The 18,912-nt window shown below is 66.6% G+C and carries 16 protein-coding genes; 6 read left to right on the top strand and 10 right to left on the bottom strand.

The genetic code is table 11. From position 1 onward, the window contains the following. Positions 1-58: 58 nt before the first annotated feature. The 3 genes from ACYQR9_RS12575 to ACYQR9_RS12565 all read left to right on the top strand — a co-directional run bounded on the left by ACYQR9_RS12575 (position 59) and on the right by ACYQR9_RS12565 (position 4,042). Positions 59-2,296, top strand: coding sequence for a RelA/SpoT family protein (locus ACYQR9_RS12575; RefSeq protein WP_056423761.1), 2,238 nt, complete (start codon positions 59-61; stop codon positions 2,294-2,296). Positions 2,297-2,400: 104 nt separating this feature from the next. Beyond that, positions 2,401-2,991, top strand: coding sequence for an orotate phosphoribosyltransferase (gene pyrE / locus ACYQR9_RS12570; RefSeq protein ID WP_056423759.1), 591 nt, complete (start codon positions 2,401-2,403; stop codon positions 2,989-2,991). A 352-nt stretch (positions 2,992-3,343) separates the two neighbouring features. Next, positions 3,344-4,042 carry a LabA-like NYN domain-containing protein gene (locus ACYQR9_RS12565; protein ID WP_419952688.1) on the top strand — a complete coding sequence of 233 codons (699 nt, stop codon included), beginning with the start codon at positions 3,344-3,346 and terminating at the stop codon, positions 4,040-4,042. Between the two features lie 79 nt (positions 4,043-4,121). On the opposite strand, the gene ACYQR9_RS12560 is transcribed toward ACYQR9_RS12565, so the two are convergent. Beyond that, a complete protein-coding gene (locus ACYQR9_RS12560) occupies positions 4,122-4,928 on the bottom strand; it encodes a prephenate dehydrogenase/arogenate dehydrogenase family protein (protein ID WP_461229795.1) in 807 nt (268 codons plus the stop codon). A 63-nt stretch (positions 4,929-4,991) separates the two neighbouring features. Between ACYQR9_RS12560 and ACYQR9_RS12555 the strand changes: the two genes are divergently transcribed. Beyond that, entirely contained in the window at positions 4,992-5,132 is a 141-nt protein-coding gene (locus tag ACYQR9_RS12555; RefSeq protein ID WP_461229890.1) for a hypothetical protein, read from the top strand. A 222-nt stretch (positions 5,133-5,354) separates the two neighbouring features. Here ACYQR9_RS12555 and smpB read toward each other — a convergent pair whose 3' ends face one another. Both smpB and dapA read right to left on the bottom strand, forming a co-directional pair. Then, positions 5,355-5,828: an SsrA-binding protein SmpB gene (gene smpB, locus ACYQR9_RS12550; protein ID WP_018044478.1), complete on the bottom strand. Its 474-nt coding sequence runs from the start codon at positions 5,826-5,828 to the stop codon at positions 5,355-5,357. A gap of 136 nt (positions 5,829-5,964) precedes the next feature. Continuing rightward, a complete protein-coding gene (gene dapA / locus ACYQR9_RS12545) occupies positions 5,965-6,864 on the bottom strand; it encodes a 4-hydroxy-tetrahydrodipicolinate synthase (RefSeq protein ID WP_056424428.1) in 900 nt (299 codons plus the stop codon). A 185-nt stretch (positions 6,865-7,049) separates the two neighbouring features. Here dapA and ACYQR9_RS12540 point away from each other — a divergent pair, with 185 nt between their 5' ends. Further along, positions 7,050-9,356 (top strand): lytic transglycosylase domain-containing protein, encoded by a 2,307-nt coding sequence (locus tag ACYQR9_RS12540; RefSeq protein WP_461226492.1) that lies wholly within the window; start codon positions 7,050-7,052, stop codon positions 9,354-9,356. 28 nt (positions 9,357-9,384) lie between these two features. On the opposite strand, the gene ACYQR9_RS12535 is transcribed toward ACYQR9_RS12540, so the two are convergent. The 6 genes from ACYQR9_RS12535 to ACYQR9_RS12510 all read right to left on the bottom strand — a co-directional run bounded on the left by ACYQR9_RS12535 (position 9,385) and on the right by ACYQR9_RS12510 (position 15,612). Next, positions 9,385-9,771, bottom strand: coding sequence for a hypothetical protein (locus tag ACYQR9_RS12535; RefSeq protein ID WP_461226490.1), 387 nt, complete (start codon positions 9,769-9,771; stop codon positions 9,385-9,387). A 12-nt stretch (positions 9,772-9,783) separates the two neighbouring features. Beyond that, on the bottom strand, positions 9,784-11,778 hold the full coding sequence (locus tag ACYQR9_RS12530) for a BON domain-containing protein (RefSeq protein WP_461226488.1): 1,995 nt from the start codon (positions 11,776-11,778) through the stop codon (positions 9,784-9,786). 812 nt (positions 11,779-12,590) lie between these two features. Then, complete coding sequence (locus tag ACYQR9_RS12525) at positions 12,591-14,405, bottom strand: ABC-F family ATP-binding cassette domain-containing protein (RefSeq protein WP_207410544.1); 1,815 nt, start codon at positions 14,403-14,405, stop codon at positions 12,591-12,593. A 57-nt stretch (positions 14,406-14,462) separates the two neighbouring features. Next, complete coding sequence (locus tag ACYQR9_RS12520) at positions 14,463-14,693, bottom strand: hypothetical protein (protein WP_056162480.1); 231 nt, start codon at positions 14,691-14,693, stop codon at positions 14,463-14,465. 82 nt (positions 14,694-14,775) lie between these two features. Then, positions 14,776-15,093: a polyhydroxyalkanoic acid system family protein gene (locus ACYQR9_RS12515; protein WP_027172816.1), complete on the bottom strand. Its 318-nt coding sequence runs from the start codon at positions 15,091-15,093 to the stop codon at positions 14,776-14,778. A 213-nt stretch (positions 15,094-15,306) separates the two neighbouring features. Continuing rightward, positions 15,307-15,612, bottom strand: coding sequence for a septal ring lytic transglycosylase RlpA family protein (locus ACYQR9_RS12510; RefSeq protein ID WP_018044485.1), 306 nt, complete (start codon positions 15,610-15,612; stop codon positions 15,307-15,309). 646 nt (positions 15,613-16,258) lie between these two features. On the opposite strand from ACYQR9_RS12510, the gene ACYQR9_RS12505 reads away from it, so the two are divergent. Next, complete coding sequence (locus tag ACYQR9_RS12505; RefSeq protein ID WP_461226485.1) at positions 16,259-17,452, top strand: DNA methyltransferase; 1,194 nt, start codon at positions 16,259-16,261, stop codon at positions 17,450-17,452. Between the two features lie 67 nt (positions 17,453-17,519). Here the strand turns inward: ACYQR9_RS12505 and mutY are convergent, their stop codons facing one another. Then, positions 17,520-18,845, bottom strand: a complete 1,326-nt coding sequence (gene mutY / locus ACYQR9_RS12500) for an A/G-specific adenine glycosylase (protein ID WP_461229794.1) — start codon at positions 18,843-18,845, stop codon at positions 17,520-17,522. Between the last annotated feature and the right edge of the window lie 67 nt (positions 18,846-18,912).

Below are 18,912 nucleotides of genomic sequence, written 5' to 3'. Positions count from 1 at the left end.
TGCGGGACAACATGAGACAGAGGCGGGCAGTGACGATGAGTGAAGGGTGTTGCGGCGGATGATGCGCCAGTACGAGCTCGTCGAGCGGGTGAGGCGTTACAACCCCGCCACCAACGAGGCCCTTCTCAACCGCGCCTATGTTTATGCCATGCGGGCCCATGGGACGCAGAAGCGGGCCTCGGGCGATCCGTTCTTCGCCCATCCGCTGGAAGTCGCCGCGATCCTCACCGATCTCCGGCTCGACGACGCCACCATCGTCGCCGCCGTGCTGCACGATACGGTCGAGGACACGGCAGCCACCCTCGACGAGATCAGCGAGATATTCAGCCCGGAGATCGGCGCCCTGGTGGACGGGCTGACCAAGCTCAAGCGCCTCGACCTCGTCTCGAAACGTGCGGCGCAGGGCGAGAACTTCCGCAAGCTGCTATTGGCCGTCGCGGCGGATGTTCGCGTGCTGCTGGTCAAGCTCGCCGACCGCCTGCACAACATGCGCACGCTTCATCACATGAAGCCGGAGAAGCGCGAGCGGATCGCCCAGGAGACGCTGGATATCTACGCGCCGCTGGCCGGCCGCATGGGTATGCAGGAACTGCGCGAAGAGCTGGAAGACCTCGCGCTGCGCAACCTCAAGCCCGAGATCTACGCGACGATCACCCAGCGGCTCGCCGACCTCGCCGTGAAATCCGAACGGCTGGTCGAGAGCATCGAACGGGACCTGACCGCCAAGCTCGCGGCCCAGGGCATCAACGCCGTCGTCACCGGGCGGCAAAAGCGGCCCTTTTCCATTTCCGCCAAGATGGAGCGTAAATCCGTCGCCTTCGAGCAACTCTCGGACATCTTCGGATTCCGCATCATCGTGGAATCCCTGTCCGAATGTTACGGAGCGCTGGGTGTCGTGCACACCACCTGGCCGATGGTGCCGGGTCGCTACAAGGACTACATCTCCACCCCGAAACAGAACGATTACCGCTCGATCCACACCACCGTGATCGGGCCGAAGAGCCAGCGCGTCGAGCTGCAGATCCGCACCGCGGCCATGGACGAGATCGCCGAATACGGCATCGCCGCGCATGCCCATTACAAGGAATCCGGCGGAAAGGACGAGATCGGCGGCGTCCATCCGCGCCTCGCCACGGAAAGCGGCGCCTATCAATGGCTGCGGCGGACCATCGAGCTCCTAGCCGAGGGCGACAGCCCGGAGGAGTTCCTCGAACACACCAAGCTCGAACTGTTTCAGGACCAGGTGTTCTGCTTCACGCCGAAGGGGCGCCTCATCGCCCTGCCGCGCGGCGCGACGCCCATCGATTTCGCCTATGCGGTCCATACCGACGTAGGCAACACGGCGGTGGGGGCCAAGATCAACGGCCGCATGGCGCCGCTGCTGATCGAGCTCGTGAACGGCGACGAGGTCGAGATCGCCCGGGCCGATGGACAATCGCCTCCGGCCGCTTGGGAATCCCTCGTTGTCACCGGCAAGGCCCGCGCCGCGATCCGGCGTGCCACCCGCTCGGCCGTGCGCCGCCAATATGCCGGTCTCGGCCGCCAGATCCTCGACCGTGCGTTCGAGCGGGCGGCCAAGAACTTCTCCGAGGACAAGCTGCGCGGGGCGCTTCCTCGCCTAGCCCGGCAGAGCACCGAAGACGTGTTCGCGGCGGTGGGGCGGGGCGAGATGTTCTCGGGCGACGTGGTCCGCGCGGTTTATCCCGACCACAAGGACGAGCGCCGGACGGCGCCGGCAGCCCTGCAGCAGCCGATGGACGGGGGCGCCGGTCGCCTCAGCCTCGCCAAGGGGCAGGCCATGCGCCTCACCTTCCCCGAGGGCACTGCCGATATGGGCCGGCCGGACGCCATCCCGATCCGCGGCCTCGACAACGACCTGCCGGTGAGCTTCGCGCCGAATGGCGGCGCGGTGCCGGGGGACCGCATCGTCGGTATCCTCACCCCCGGTGTCGGGGTCACGATCTATCCGATCCAGTCGGCGGCGCTCGCGGATTTCGACAACGAACCCGCGCGTTGGCTCGATGTACGCTGGGATGTCGAGGCGGGGGGGAGCGAACGTTTTCCCGCGCGCCTCGCCCTGCAATCGATCAACGAGCCCGGCGTTCTGGCCCAGATCGCGCAGGTCATCGCCGACCATGACGGCAATATCGACAATGTCTCGATGAAGCGACGCACTCAGGACTTCACCGAGATCGTGATCGATCTTTCGGTCTGGGACCTGAAGCATCTCAACGCCATCGTCGCCGAGCTGCGCGGTAAGCGCACCGTGAGCAGGGTCGACCGCGTCAACGGCTGAGCGTCCGCACCCCGCCGGGCGCGTCGTCGGTGCGCGCCTTGCGCCAGGTGGCCCGCGCTGCCACAAACGCGGCCCTCACTCGCTATCCAAGGAACACGTTTCTCATGACGCCAGACGCGGTGCTCGCGGAATTCCGCGATGCAGGGGCTCTGCTCGAAGGACATTTCGTGCTCAGTTCCGGGCTCCATTCCGGCGTCTTCCTGCAGAAGATGGCGATCTTCTCCGATCCGGTCCGGACCGAGCGCCTGTGTAAGGCCCTGGCGGAGGTCATCGTCGCCCGCTTCGGCCCGATCGACATCGTCGTGTCCCCGGCGATCGGCGGGATCGTTCCGGGATACGAGACGGCGCGTCATCTCGGAGCACGCGCCATCTTCGTCGAACGTGATCCCGGCGGGCCCTTCAGCCTTCGTCGCGGCTTCAGCATTCCGGCCGGCCAACGCGCCGTGATCGTCGAGGATATCGTGACGACGGGGCTTTCCGCCCGCGAATGCCTCGCATCGCTCCAAAGCGAGCCCGGGGAGGTCATCGGCGCGGCCTGCCTCATCGACCGTTCGGGCGGGCGCGGCGAAATCGGCCTGCCGCTCGTTACCCTGGTCACTCTCGACATTCCGGCTTATGCTGCCGATGCCTTGCCGCCGGAACTTGCCGCGCTGCCTGCCGTCAAGCCTGGTAGCCGGGTGATGCCTCCCGCCTAATCTTAAGCAAGGCTAAAACTGAATGTGGTCGATGAACTGATGCGCAATTGGGCGCAACAGTTGTAGACCGGCAAATATTCTCGGCAGAACCTGGTTTTATCCTCAATTTCAGGTGATTGTATACCAATCGTGGTTGACACGTATGTCAATCCGACAATAACAAAGGAGAGGCTTGGCCGTTGCCTGTGGCATTCGACCGGTTCTTAGAATTTATTATTAATTCTAACGTTCTGTCCGTTATCAACCTTGGGTTGTCAAGGCATCGGGCGGCGAATGATCAGTCAAATGTGACGAATTATTAAGACTGCAACATCTTACGTCTGAAAATTCTGATGAGAAAATGGATCTTTCAATGAGCGCACAACAGCGCAGTGCTCTGTTTATCGACGGAGCGAATCTTTACGCGGCAACGAAGGCGCTTGGCTTCGATATCGATTATCGCCGTCTGCTTAAGGAATTTCAAGCTCGCGACAATTTGATCCGGGCTTTTTACTACACAGCTATGGTCGAAGACCAGGAATATTCATCGATCCGACCGCTGATCGATTGGCTCGATTATAACGGTTATCGGGTCGTGACCAAACCAGCCAAGGAATTCACCGATTCCGCCGGTCGTCGCAAGATCAAAGGCAATATGGACATCGAACTCGCCATCGATGCCCTCGAACTCGCGCCCCGCATCGATCATATGGTCCTGTTCTCGGGCGATGGCGATTTCCGCTCCCTGGTAGAGGCGATGCAGCGCCGCGGGGTCCGGGTCACCGTCGTCTCGACGATCCAGACACAGCCGGCCATGATCGCCGACGACCTTCGCCGACAGGCCGACGAGTTCGTCGACCTCGTCCACCTCATTCCCCGCGTCGGTCGCGATCCGGGCGAGCGCGGCGTCCGGACCCAGGGTGAGGGCTTGGCCCGCAATCCTCGGGACGTGCCGCGGGATGCTCCACGGGACATGACGCGCGACGTGGCCGAGCGGCCGGTCGCCCGCGCCAATCCCGGACTGGAGACCCGCTACGGTATCCGTCAGGGCGACGACGTCAGCGAGCAGTAGACGCTCACTTGACCGGGGGAAGTCTGCGTCTCGCCTCCCTCCCCCCGGTATGCGGATGCCCAAAGCCGCGATTGCCGGTTCACCCCATGACGTTGGAGCGAGGCTCCGAGAGTTCACGCTCCAGCCGTGATGCATGCGCGAAGAAGCGGCGGCGCACATCCGCCGCGTAGGGGTTCGCCCGCTCGATCGCGTCGAAGACTTCCGGGGCATCGTTCCTGACCATGCCCACCGCCTGCATCAGCAGGTCGAAGCTCTTTGTCGTCATCCGGGTCGGGAGCGGCTCCATTTCGACGAAGACCTTGGCGATGAGATGCGTCAGGCCCTGAACCGAGGCGGCTGCCCGGTCATGTGCCTCGGGATCGGTGAGGATGACATCGAGGCCGAGATGCTTCCGTAGGAAGGCCGCGGCGCGCAGGCCTCCCCGCCCCCGGATCGGACATACGGCGATCTTCAGCCCCTTCAGGCCGGAGCGCGCGCTTTGCGGGCCGAAGAGCGGATGCGTGGCGACGATCCCGACGTGATCGGGCAACCCTTCCGCCATGATCCGTGCGGCGACCATCTTCACCGAGGCGACATCGAGGACGAGTGCGCCCGGCCGCAGATGAGGTCCGATGGCGGAGACCACCTCGGCGAGCTTGGAGACCGGAGCGGCCAGCACGACCACGGGACAGGAAGCCGCCTCGGCGAGCGAGCCGAGCCGCACCCCGGCTTTCCTCGCCCCTTTCTGCGTACCGGATTCACATGTCTGGTCGCCGGCCGTTCTCCCTTCCCAAGCGGGTTCGACATGAGGCGCGACGGGCTCCCTCTCCTGGAAGGAGAGGGCTGGGGTGAGGTGTGGTCCGCCTCCGAAAAGGTCACACACCTCACTCTGTCCCTCGCCTTCCAAGAGAGGGGACCCGCGCATCCCGCGAAATGTGTGAACGCCGTAGCCTTCTAGGAGAAGGGACCCGTGCTGCCCGCGAGATGCCTGAATATCGTCGTCGTGCGGCAGGGCGGGATCGTAGGCGCGCAGCGGGAAATACCGCCCGAGATGTTGGGCGATCAGCTGGCCGAACGCGCCGAATCCGATGATCCCGACGGTGATGCGTGATGGAGGGGACGTAACCAAAGACACGGAACTGACCTCTATGGAGCCGAGGGGCCAGCGGTGCTTGGAAGAGGGTCAACCGCCGACGACCGGGGCGGTTGAGACGTGACAGAGCACCTCGCCGCTAAGGGAGCGGCGCGTAATACAATCCGAAGAGGATCGGGCTCGTCGTCATGGGCGGTGTCTTGGCAGGACGGGCATCGCCCGTCAACGGAGGTTCGCGGGTCAGCCCTTGTCGCGCATGATCCGAGCGCGGTCGCGCTCCCAGTCGCGCTCCTTGGCGCTCTCGCGCTTGTCGTGGAGCTTCTTGCCCCGGCCGAGGCCGAGTTCGATCTTCGCGCGGCCCTGCTCGTTGAAGTAGATCTTCAGCGGCACCACCGTGTAGCCCTCGCGCTTCGTGGCGCCGATGAGCTTGTTGATCTGTTTGCGGTGGAGCAGCAGCCGGCGCGGACGCTTGGTCTCGTGGTTGAAGCGGTTGGCTTCGAGATATTCCGGGATGTAGGCGTTGAACAGGAACAGCTCGTCACCCGACGGACCGGCATAGGCCTCGCCGATGGCCGCCTTGCCCTTGCGCAGGGATTTGACCTCCGTCCCGGTCAGGGCGATGCCCGCCTCGAGGACGTCGGAGATTTCGTAATGGAAGCGGGCGGCGCGGTTGTCGGCGACGACGCGGCGGGTGTCTTGCGGTTTGGGAGCCATCACATCGTCGGTTCTGGTGCATCGGCCTATCCGAGCCGATGCCCCTTGTCTGGAAGGAAGCTGATGCCGTCGCCGGCCGCGCGACGCGGCCGACCGACACTCATATGGTTCGCCGGGGTTTCGCCTGCGAGGGGGCTCAGCCGTCGATCAGGCCGGCATGGCGCAGGGCGGAATCGACGATCGCCTTCGTGGCATCGCTGACCGTGAGGAGCGGGAGGCGCACCTCGTCGCTCATATGGCCCAGCCGCGAGAGACCGTATTTCACCGGTGACGGGTTCGACTCCGCGAACAGCCCCACATGCAGCGGCAACAATTGGTCCTGGATCCGCAGGGCCGTGGCGTAATCGCCGGACAGGGTCGCTTCCTGAAGCTTGGCGCAGAGGCGAGGCGCCACGTTGGAGACCACCGAGATGCAGCCGACGCCGCCCTGAGCATTGAATCCGAGCGCCGTCGCATCTTCGCCCGAAAGCTGGATGAAGTCTTCACCCATGGCTTGGCGTTGCAGGCTGACACGGTCGAGCTTGGCCGTGGCGTCCTTCACGCCGGCGATGTTCTTGAGCTCATACAGCCGCGCCATGGTTTCGACGCTCATGTCGACCACGGAACGTGGGGGAATATTGTAGATGATGATCGGAATACCGATGGCGTCGTTGACGGCCTTGAAATGCGCGTAGAGCCCGGCCTGCGTCGGCTTGTTGTAGTAGGGCGTCACTACGAGCACTGCGTCGGCACCGGCCTTCTCCGCGTTGACGGCCCGGTCGACGGCCTCGGCCGTGGAGTTCGAGCCCGCGCCCGCGATGACCGGCACCCGGCCGGCGGTCTCGGCGATGCAGGCGGCCACGACACGGTCGTGCTCGTCATGGCTCAGGGTCGGCGTCTCGCCGGTGGTGCCCACGGGCACGAGGCCATGGATGCCCTGCTCGATCTGCCAGTTCACAAATTTGCGAAAGGCGTCCTCATCGAAGGCGCCATCGCGAAACGGAGTGGCGAGCGCGGTCATGGCGCCCCTGAGGCGCTGTGTCGTGGTGTCGGTCATCCTGGCGTTCCCGGCCGTCGATTTTTCGGTGGGCCGGTGTGCCGGCCGCATCACCGCTCTCGCGGACGGGCAGACATAGGGCCTTGCCGGCACGCGCGCAAACGCTCTGTCGGCGCGGTTAATGACTTCTTAATGCCCTCCGGGACAGCTTAGGCATGTCCGCATCTGACGGGACTTGAAGAACCATGGCGTTCTGGACACGCTCGCATCGTGCCGCCCTCCCCGTTTCCCTCGCCCTTGCCTTGGCGGGGACGACGATGCTGGTCGTGCCGAACACGATCTTCCCGGCCGCCGCGGCCCAGGGGGAGGATGTCACCACCCGCCCGTCGAGCGACGCCGTCGCCCCCTCCGTCATGGTGCCGGACAGCAAGGCCGCGGAGACCGAGGCGGTCGCCGCCGATGCGCTGAAGCTGGATGACCGCAGCGCCGAGACCGTGGCGAGCAAGGCCCTGCCCGCCGCCGCCAAGGCCTATGCCTCCGCCGATCCGGAAGCGCCGATCGCCTTCCCTCTTCCCGACGCCGCCATGACGCCGGCCGCGCCCGTACCGGAAGTGCCCGACCCCGCCCGCGCCGCGCAGGTCGCGCCGGATGTCGACCTCCCCGCTCTGCGCCAGGCCATCGACGCCTATCGGCGCGGCAAGGTCTCCGAAGGCGACCGCCTGCGCGACGGCTTCACCGATCCGGCGGCTCTCGCGCTGCTCGAATGGGTGGCGATCCGCGCCGGCTCCGGCATCGGTTTCGAGCGGACGGTCTCCTTCACCCGGACGAACCCGGAATGGCCGGCGGGTCCGCTCCTGCGCCGCCGCGCCGAGGAGGCTCTTCTCACCGAGCGCAAGAACCCGGCGACCGTGCGCGCCTTCTTCGCCGGAACACGTCCGTCGAGCGCTCCCGGCAAGTTCGCCCTCGCCCTCGCCTTCCGGGCCGATTCCCTCGACGAGGACGCCGCCTCCCTGGTCCGCGACCTGTGGCGCTCGGAAACCTTCGGGCGCGCCCTCGAGACCAAGGTGATGGACGCCTTTCCGAATGTCCTCACCCGCGTCGATCACCGCTTCCGCATGGAGCGCGCGCTCCTGAAGGAAGATTACGAGACGGCCGGCCGTGCCGCCTCCTATGCCGGCGGCGGCTATGCCAGTCTGGTCCGCGCCCGCCGTGCCGTGGAAGACAAGAGTTCGTCGGCCGCCTCCGCGCTGAACGCCGTGCCGCCGTCGCTCCGCAGCGATCCGTCCTACATCCTGTCGCGGGCGCAATACCTGCGCCGAGCCGACAAGGCGGTGGAAGCCGCAGCTATCCTCGCCACCGCCCCCACCAACGGCGATGTCCTGGTGGATGGCGACGAATGGTGGGTCGAGCGCCGGATCGTCGCCCGCAAGCTCATCGATATCGGCAATCCGAGCCTCGCCTACGAGGTCGCCGCCGGCCATAGCGGCCGCACCGTGGAGAAGCGGATCGAGGCCGAGTTCCATGCCGGCTGGATCGCCCTGCGCTTCCTCGACGATCCGGCCAAGGCCACCAACCATTTCGCCAAGGCCGCGACCATTGCCGAGACCCCGATCTCGCTGGCCCGCGTGGCCTATTGGCAGGGCCGCGCCGCCGAGGCGGCAGGCGAAGCGGGCCTCGCCAAGACCTTCTACGAGCGCGCCGCGCTTCAGCCCATCGCCTATTATGGGCAGCTCGCGCGGGCGAAGCTCGGGCAGGCGAGCCTGCCGCTCCGCGTCGTCCCCGATCTCGAACCCGCGGCCGCGGCCGCCTTCGACAACCGCCTGACCACGCGGGCGCTGCGGATGCTGGAGGCGGCTTCGCTGAAGGATCTGGCGCTGCCGCTCTACATCGACACGGCGAATCGCCTGACCAACCCGGCCGAGCTCAGCGCGCTCGGCAACCTCGCCGTGGAGGTGCGGAATTCCCGAGCCCTCGTGGCGGTGGGCAAGCTCGCCGTCCAGCGGGGACTGCCCCTCGACGCCCATGCCTACCCGACCATCGGCATCCCCGATTACGAGGCCTCCGCCGCCGTTCCCCTGGTGGAGAAGGCCATGGTCTTCGCCATCGCCCGCCAGGAAAGCCAGTTCGATCCCCGCGCCCAGTCGAGCGTCGGCGCCCGTGGGTTGATGCAGATGATGCCGGCCACCGCCCAGCGCACGGCGCGACGGGTCAGCGCCTCCTACGACCAGGACCGCCTCACCAGCGATCCCGCCTACAATGCCCGCCTCGGCCAGGCCCATCTCGGGGAGCTGATGGAGGATTGGCGCGGCTCCTACATTCTCGCCTTCGCCTCCTACAATGCCGGTGGTGGCAACGTGAAGAAGTGGATCGACGCCTATGGCGATCCGCGCCGGACCGGCGTCGATCCCATCGACTGGGTCGAGCGCATCCCCTTCACCGAGACCCGCAACTACGTCCAGCGCGTGATGGAGAATCTGCAGGTCTATCGCAGCCGGCTGGAAGGCAAGAGCGCGCTGCTGATCGAAGGAGACCTTCAGCGCGGGGCGCGGTGAGCGGAGGGGTTATCCTCTCCCGATCACCTCATCCCGAAGCTTTCCCTCGAAGTCTCCGCTCGGCACTGGCAGTGGGTCGAGGTGATGGAGCGCGGCGGTCAGGAGAGCCGCTGACACTGACGTTGCCCGCCGCCCTCGGCGGCGATGGACGGGTCAGTCTCGCCAGGGCTCCGGTTCCGGCGCCGACGAGGTAGGCCGTCAGGTTCAACGCTGCGCTCTCCACCCAGAAGCCCGGACGGCCCGGTACGAGCCCGCTGAACGCGAGCCCAGCGAGCGCAACGGCCCCGAATCCGAGTCCGAGCCCGATGGCGGTCGAAAGCCGGTCGCGTGGCGGTCCGAAATGCCATCCGATGGCGGTGCCCAGCGCGAAGCTGGCGGCCAGCGCGGGCCAGAGAATCGTCAACAGCAGAAGCATCGGGACGATCTCTCAGGAGCGCAGGGCGAGGCCGACGCCCTGCCCGGTGGCATTGGCGCGACCGGCGGGCGCGGCGACGATCCTGTCCGCCGGGATGCCCGCTTGAAGCAGATACTCGACGATCACAAGCGCTCGCTGTCGAGCCATGTCGGGTTCCGGCTCCGCCGGTTTCGCCTCTTTCGGGGCCTCCGTCTTGGCATCCTTCTCCTTCGCCGCCTTGTCCTTGCCGTCCTTCGCCGGAGCCGGTTTGGGATCGGCGGGCTTCACCGGGGGCTTGTCGGTCTTCGCGACTACCGGCTTCGAGGCCTTGTCGGCGTCCCGAGGCTTCCCCGAATCGACGGAAGAGGTGTTCTCCACGCCTGCATCGAGGGCGGGTTTCGGTGCGCTTGCGGCACCGGCCGGGTCGACATGCCCCGTCACCTCGATGCGCAGGCCGGTGCAGGCTTTCGCAGCTGAAGCCACCGCGTCGAGGGTCGGATAGAACTCCGCCTTCAGGGTGACGCTGCCGGGGGCGAAGAGCAGGCGGCGCCCCTCGATCGCGCGGTCGAACGAGCCCCGGCAGGCCTTATCCTCCATGGTCTCGCTGGCTGGCGGCTTGACCTCGGCCTGCCCCTGCCAACCGGCTGGCATCCGCCGGGAGAGGTCCATTTCGAAGCGTCCGGCACTCTCGCGGTAGAGGCTATTCCCGGAGAGCGCGAGAGTCCTGTCCGAGATGCGGATTTCGCCCGTGGCGAGCAGGGACAGCGCGCTGATGCCGGCCTCGATGGCGCCGGTGAGATTGGCCGGCGCGCCCTCCGCGATGCGGCTTTTGTCGACGATGCGTTCGCGGAAGAAGCGCGGTCGCAGCGTCGCCAGGATACGGTCGCGCGTAGCGCCGTCGGGAAGATGTCCCGTCAGCGTCACCGCATCGCTCTCACGCCGGACCATGAAGCGATAGGGCGAGAGCGGCATGGCGGCGAGATCGACAGGCCCAGCCCTGGTGCCGGACGGTCGCCCGTCGCGCAAAAGCGCGTCGATCTCGCCGATGGCCTGCCCGTCGAGGGCGGTTCCTGAGACCGACAGGCGCGAGTCGGAATAGGTAACGCTGCCGTCCTGCAACAGGGACGAAAGCTGGAAGGCGAAGCGGCCGAGCGTGGTCGGATCGATCCCATCCGCGAGACCACGGGCGGTCTGCATCCGGTCGTCCACCGTGGCGCCATCGGCGGCGTCGTCCGCCATGGCGCGGATCTCCTCGCGTGCCGTCTCCGACACGACATTACCCGAAAGGACGAGGTTGCCGCCGCGCTCGCGGGTTACCGCAAACCGGAAATCGGGGGTCGCTGCCGGCCGGATGTCGACCTTGCCCATGGTGAAGCCGGTCGGGGGATGGGCCAAGGCCTGCCTGACGGCCTCGTAATCGGCCACCGTCGATGCCTCGCCGCTGAGCGACACCGTGGTATCGGCGATGGTGGCGCTGGCGCCCGGAGCCAGCGGCTTCAGCTGTTCGAGCGCGAAGGCAGAGGCGGCGGAAAAGTCCGGCGGTGCCCCGCGCGCGGCTTTCGCCTGATCGACGATCCTGGTCTCGGAGGGAAGTTCCGGGGCGAGCTTCGCGGCAAGGGCGCTCGGACCGATCTCGACAGGCCGGTTGCCGGTCAGTTCGATCCGTTCCGGGCTGGTGCGTGTCGCCGTCCAGACGAAGGGCGAGGCATCCTCGACGATCCCGATACGCCCGACCACGTGGCGCAGGCCAGGCAGGCGCTTGAGCCTGTCGAGGGCCGCGATGCGCCCGGCCTCGTCGGGCGCCTCCCCGGTGGCGATGAGGTCACGGCCCCGTACCGTCAGGCGCAGCCAGGGCTCCAACCCCGTCTCGGCCGTCGCACGCACGACAGCCCCGGCGTTGTCGTCGAGCCGCCGCTCCGCGCGGCTGGCGAGGAACGGCGTCGCGACGCCGACGATGAGCGCCAGTCCGGGCAGGCCGACGGCCCAGCCGAATTTCTGGAGCAAGGGGGAGGACGGGAGGGCGGTCAATGCGAACCTCGGGGATCGGCCGCCACCAGACACCCGCTTCGCGGCATCTTGAAGACGCCGCAGGCTCATTCCCATCGATCGCCGCCTCTTTCCTCGTCCACATGCCTTCACCCCCGCGCGCGGACAAGCGCCGGGGGCATGGCCTAAAAGAAGCCCCGAACAGGGGACGCGGGACGCCGCGAAACCCATTGAGCGCTATAAGAGTTTGCCGGTCCCCCGGCGTCCCGTCAGGCTCCGGCGTTCCCGCCGGGGCCTGTTTTGCGTCGCGGTGTCTCCAGCGGTCCTCGCGTTGCGTCGCGCCTGAGGTGGTCGTGTTGCATCCCAGCCCGGCTGTTCGAACGGACTTTGCCCCGCACGCCCTCTCGTATTGGAGGGGCCGCAAACCTCGTCATGGCAGCCCAGAACGGGGTCGGTGCCGGGGCATTTAACTCCCGACCTACCGCGCCCCCATCCGAGCCAACAGACTATCGAGCCGCCGCCCGGGGCGATGGTGACCGACACCACCGACGCAGGCACCGCCCCGCCGCCCCTTTCGGCCCGCCCGGTCGGTCACCGGACAGGCCCCCTTCGCTGGGCGGCAGGTTTGGGGATATAGGCATGGAATAGGAATTTTATCAAGAAATTTCATATGGCGGAGAACGGTCTCGGCCATGGGACCCCTATCGGGAAGCCTCGGAGTTCTCTGGCATCCCATCGGGGGCGAAGGTCTCGTGAACGCTCCGTCTTCCCCCGGTCGAGGGGGGCGCGTCACCCAGCGGGGGAGCCCGAGCCGACACGCTCTGCCGGGCGTCCGGTGCGGAGGGCGACCCGCCTCACCCTTCCCGCTGCATCTCCAGCTCCAGCCAGCGGTCCTCGGCCGCCGAGAGGTCGGCCTCCGCCGCCGCGAGGGTCGCCGAGGCCTTCTGGAACAGGACCGGATTGCGGCTGTAGAGCTGCGGGTCGGCGAGGACGGTGCGGATCTTGGCGATCTCGGTCTGCAGCTTCGCGATTCGCTCCGGCAGGGTCTTCAGCTCGTGCTGGTCCTTGAACCCCATCTTCGTCTTGGGCGCCGGGGGCGCGGACGTGCTGACGAGGCGGCCCGGCTTCACCTTGCCGTCGGGGCGAGGCGCGGTGGCGCTTTTGCGCGCCTCGACGCCCTGGCCGCGCTGCGTCACCATGTCGGTATAGCCGCCGGCATACTCGACCCAGCGCCCCTCCCCCTCGCTGACGAGGACGCTGCCGACGACGCGGTCGAGGAAGTCACGGTCGTGGCTCACCAGGATCAGCGTGCCGGAATAATCGGACAGCATCTCCTGCAGGAGGTCGAGGGTCTCTAGGTCGAGGTCGTTGGTGGGCTCGTCGAGGACCAAGAGGTTGGCGGGCTGGGCCAGGGCTCGGGCGATGAGAAGGCGGTTGCGCTCGCCGCCGGAGAGCACCCTCACCGGGGTCCGGGCCTGTTCCGGGGCGAACAGGAAGTCCTTGAGGTAGCCGATGACGTGACGGCTCACGCCGCCGACGACTACGCTGTCGCCGCTACCGCCGGTGAGCACCTCGGTGACCGTCATCGATGGGTCCAGCACAGCCCGGGCCTGGTCGAGGAGCATCATCTTGAGGTTCGTGCCCAAGGCGACGGTGCCGGAATCCGGTGCCGATTGTCCCGTGAGCAAATTGATGAGGGTGGTCTTGCCGGCGCCGTTGGCGCCGACGATGCCGAGCCGGTCGCCACGCATCACCCGGATCGAGAGATCGTCGACGATGCGGCGCTCCCCATAGGCCTTGGCGGCATTCTTGGCCTCGATCACCAGGGCGCCGGAACTCTCCGCCTCGGTGGAGGTCATCGTCGCGGTGCCGACGGGGCGGCGGTCCTCCCGTCGATCCTTGCGCAGGGCGTGGAGGTTGCCGAGCCGCCGGACGTTGCGCTTGCGGCGCGCCGTGACGCCGTAGCGCAGCCAATGCTCCTCGTCGGCGATCTTGCGATCGAGCTTGTGCCGGTCGCGCTCCTCTTCCTCGAAGAAAGCGTCGCGCCAGGCCTCGAAGGTGGAAAAGCCCTGCTCGATCCGCCTCGTGATGCCGCGATCGAGCCAGACGGTGGTCTTCGACAGGGCCGAGAGGAAGCGTCTGTCGTGGCTGATGAGAACGAGTGCGCCGCGCACGGACTTCAATTCCGCTTCGAGCCATTCGATGGCCGGCAGGTCGAGATGGTTGGTGGGCTCGTCGAGCAGCAGGATGTCGGGCTCGGGTGCCAGCGCCTGGGCCAGGGCCACGCGCCGCCCCTCCCCGCCCGACAGGCTCGCCGGGTTCTCTGCGCCGGTCAGGCCCAGGCTCTCCAGCAGGTAGCGGGCGCGGTAGGCGTCGTCGCCATGGGTGAGACCGTGCTCGACAAAATCGAGGGTGGTGGTGAACCCCGAGAAATCCGGCTCCTGCGCAAGGTAGCGGATCGTGGTGCCGGGCTGGACGAAGCGCACGCCCTTGTCGGGCTCGATGAGCCCACAGGCGATCTTCATCAGCGTCGACTTGCCCGAGCCATTGCGGCCGACGAGGCAAGTCCGTTCACCGGGGGATATCGCAAGGTCGGCCTGTTCGATCAGCGGAGTGCCGCCGAAAGTGAGCGCGACGTTCTGGAGGGTGAGAAGCGGGGGAGCAGCCATGATGCGGGCTTATGGCAGCGCAGCCGCTCCCGAACAAATGCGGTTTTGCCTGTGAGGCTACATCGTCGGGTTAGCCGGGCCGGTTGGCGACGGATCGGGCGAGACGGGAGCGGGGCTCGGGTCGATCACGGGGATCTCCGTCGGGCTCTCGGTGGGCGCCTCGGCCGGCGTCGACGCGGGGATATCCGGCCCTGGAGCCGGCGGCGGCGTCTGGGGGGCCTCGTAGGGCGTATCGGGAACCGGAGCTTCCGGGATGGGCGCGGGATCTATCGGGCCTGGATTCGACATGGGCGGCGCCACCTGCTCGCGAAGTTTCGGGAGAGGGCTGGAAACGGGCGAGTGCCCGTTGCCGTTCCCCCGATGGCGCTCCTCAGCCCTTCTTGATCAGGAGCTGATTGCCTTCCTTGCCGATGATCTTCTTCATCCGCTCGGCGAACAGGGCCAGCAGCATCGGCAGGCGCACTTCGATACGGACCGTCTCGGGAAGGACGTCGACCTCGCCGTCCACCTTCTGGCCCATGGCGGACATGGCGAAGTTCAGACGGTCGTCTGTCCAGGTCATGTGTTCGACATTGATTCCGGCCTTGGCGCAGGCCGCCTTCGCCTTGTCCAGCCCGCTCGAGATCCGCCGTTTCGCCTCGACGGGACCGATCTCGTGGGGAATCTCGACGATCAGGGGCTTTGCCATGGGGGAACCATCCTCAAACACGCATCCAGCCGTCAAGATGGGGCCGATCGCCATCCATGCAACGGCAACCGGCCCCTTAGTTGATCAAGCGCGGCAGTGAAACCCGCCTTTCGCGGAATCACCATGCGGCATCAGGAGGATGAGGCATGCCGCACGTCGTCGCGACCCGGCACCGCCATCCTATGGCATGCCCATGACGTCACGGGTTCCGCGTCAGTTCACGACCTTGAGCGAGACGTAGGTCGTGCCGCCCATGCCGAGCGCTCGGGCAGAGCCTTTGGCGAGATCGATGATCCGGCCGCGCACGAAAGGCCCGCGATCGTTGATGCGCACCACCACCGAGCGGCCGTTGCGCTTGTTCTCGACCCGGACACGGGTGCCGAACGGCAGGCTGCGATGGGCGGCGGTCATCCCGTTCGGATTGAAGCGCTCGCCATTCGCGGTCTTGCGACCGCTGCCGTACCAGGAGGCCGCGCCGGATTGGGCTGCGGCCGGTGCACTGAGTGCGGCGAGAGACATGGCGGTTCCAATAGCGGCAGCGGTCCAACGAACAGGCTTCATATTCATCCGCATTCCCTTTGTTGTTGCAGAGGCTGCGGAACATAGAGCCAATGAAGGCTGAAATGAGATCAGTAGAATGTGGCAAGGCCTGCCTTCATTAGCCTTCGGTGGTCTCAGGATGTGTGAATAAAATCTAAAGATATTGCAAATCGGGCGTGCGCTGAAATTCTATATTGAGAGCGGATGGAGGCGGTCGTTGACAGGTCTGGTCCCGTTCTCCAACTCCGTCACGGCCCCTGCCACATTGATGGCGAGACATCGCCGTAACCCGGCGTGCGGTGCATGGGAGGCGCGCGTCGCCCGTGACCCTGACGATTCCGGAATGGCTGCCGATGGGGTGCGCGTGGGCTGAAAGCATCCGCGACGGGTCCGGACGAAGTTCCAAGTCGAACTCCAGATCAGCTGGTTGATATACGTTCGCCTGTGATTTCATGGTGAACGGATGGTTAAATTTATCAAGCAAGAGATGAAAATTCGTCAGTATTGGAGCGGGTAGGCAAAATCTGCAGCCCCAAATCGAGACGCATTGTCTACACCCCGGCAACCTGCCCTTTACGTTAACGGCCCCATGGTCTGCCGGTCAGTCGCGTAACCGGTGTTTGCCATGGCTTCCCTGCGTACCGCGGTTGCCGACACCGTCGCCCGGAAAAGTGTCTCGCGTACCGGGCGACTCGTGTCGGCGCCGCGGATGGGTCTCGTACCCGCCGCCCAGCGTCTCCCTCTCGACGAAATCCTCGTCGGGGATTGCATCGCCGCCATGAACGCCCTTCCGGCGGCAAGCGTCGACTGTGTCTTTGCCGACCCGCCCTACAATCTCCAACTCGGGGACGGCTCGCTGTTGCGGCCCGACCAGAGCCGGGTCGACGCCGTCGACGACGCCTGGGACCAGTTCTCGAGCTTCGCTGCCTATGACGAGTTCACCCGTGCCTGGCTCACCGCGGCCCGCCGGGTGATGAAGCCGAACGCCACCCTCTGGGTCATCGGCTCCTACCACAACATTTTTCGCGTCGGCTCGGTGCTTCAGGACCTCGGGTTCTGGATCCTCAACGACATCGTCTGGCGGAAAGCCAACCCGATGCCGAACTTCCGCGGCAAGCGCTTCACCAATGCCCACGAAACCCTGATCTGGGCCTCCCGCTCGGCGGAATCGAAGGGCTACACCTTCCATTACGAGGCGCTGAAGGGCGGTAACGACGACGTCCAGATGCGTTCGGACTGGTTCATCCCGCTCTGCACCGGCGACGAGCGCCTGAAAGGCGTCGACGGCCAGAAGGTCCACCCGACCCAGAAGCCCGAAGCCCTGCTCGCCCGGACCCTGCTCTCGGCGACGAATGCCGGCGACGTGGTGCTCGACCCGTTCTTCGGCACAGGCACCACCGGGGCCGTCGCCAAGCGGCTCGGCCGGCGCTTCATCGGCATCGAGCGGGAGACGGTCTATGCCGAGGCGGCCCGCGCCCGGATCGACGCCGTGGAGCCCCTGTCCAAGGCCGCCCTCCTCGTCGCCCCGACCAAGCGGGCCGAGCCCCGTGTCGCCTTCCTCAGCGTGATCGAGGCCGGCCATATCCGTGCCGGCGAGATCCTCACCGATGCGCGCGGTCGCCACGAAGCCGTGGTGCGTCCCGACGGGACGCTGATGGTCGGGCCTGCCATGGGCTCGATCCACAAGATCGGCGCCCTGGTCCAGGGCTTCCCCTCCTGCAACGGTTGGGATTTCTGGCACGCCAAGCGTGACGGAAAACTGGTTCTGATCGACGTCTTCCGGGGCCGGATGCGGGCCGCTATGGGGTCGGCCGCCTAGTTCTCTCAACGGTGAGAGGATCGGACGCGAGCCGACTTCTCCCGCAGGGTGAGGGTTCGCGCTCGTCCTATCGAGGACGCGTTTTCGGCCTGCCGCGCTTGCGCGGCGCCACAGGCGGGGGCGATTCCTCCGGCTCGTTGAAAAAACCCTCCCCGTCCTCGATCGGCGGCTTTGCCACCGCGCGCGGCACCGGCTTGGGCACTGGGCGAAAGCTCGGGCGCGGCTCGGGCGGCGGAGCCTCGACTTCTGCGAAGAGTGGTGTGTCCTGGACCGCCCGCATGGCCTTCGGCCGTCCGCGCTTCACGGCCTCGGGCTTCGGATCGAACGCATGGGCCAGCACCTTTTTCATGACGCCGGGCAACGGTTCCTCCTCGAGGTCGCGTCTGGGCGTGAAGCGCATGCCGGCCGGTGCCTTCGTGGTGAGGCCGACGCGGGCGACGAAGACGGTCAGTCCCAACGGGAAATGCGTGAAGACGTGGCGCACCACGCCCGGCAGCCGCTTCCATCGCGCGTCCAACGGAGCGTCGAGCAGGGCTTGGGCGACATCGTAACCGCTATCCCATGCGCTGGTCGGAGGCTCCGCCATGGCACCGAGCAGCCCCTCGGGAGGGCGGGTCCGCAGCAATACGGCCTCGTCGCCGCTCCGGATCGCCACGAACGCGGCGCCATAGCGCTCGACGCCCTTCGTTTTCTTGATCTTGCGCGGAAACGTTTCCTGCAGCCCCAGGGTGCGGGCCTCGCAGGGTGCCATCCAGGGGCAGAGGGCGCAGGCCGGTCGCTTCGGCGTGCAGATGGTCGAACCGAGATCCATCAGGCTCTGGGCGAAGTCACCGGGCCGCTGCGCCGGGACGAGGCTCTGCGTCAGCCGTCGGATCTCGGGACGCGCGGCGGGGATCGGCGTCTCGATTGCGAAGAGCCGGGTCACCACCCGCTCGACATTGCCGTCCACTGCCGCTTCCTGCCTGTCGAAGGCGATGGCCGCGATGGCGCCGGCCGTATAGGCGCCGATGCCGGGCAGCTTGCGCAAGCCGTCGAGCGTGTCGGGAAAGGCGCCGGCTTCCACGACCGCCTTGGCGCAGGCATGGAGGTTGCGGGCGCGGGAGTAATAGCCGAGGCCGGCCCAAGCCGACATGACGCTCTCCTCCGGCGCCGCCGCGAGGGCCTCCACGGAGGGGAAGCGTTCCAAGAAGCGCAGGAAGTACGGTTTGACCGCCGCGATCGTGGTCTGTTGCAGCATCACCTCGGACAGCCAGACCCGATAGGGGTCCGGAGCTTCCCCCGGCAGGGCGCGCCAAGGGAGGACGCGGCGATGCCGGTCGTACCATGAAAGGAGATCGGCGGCCTGCGGGCCTCCAACAGAAGAACCGGTCGCTGCCGTGAAGTCCGGTGACATGAAATCCCGCGACATGAGATCCGGCGTGTTGGGCGCCCGTCCATACAGGGTGGCGGCGAACGATCAA

Source organism: Methylobacterium sp. CM6241 (assembly GCF_054817845.1).
This window is presented reverse-complemented; position numbering and strand designations above follow the sequence as displayed.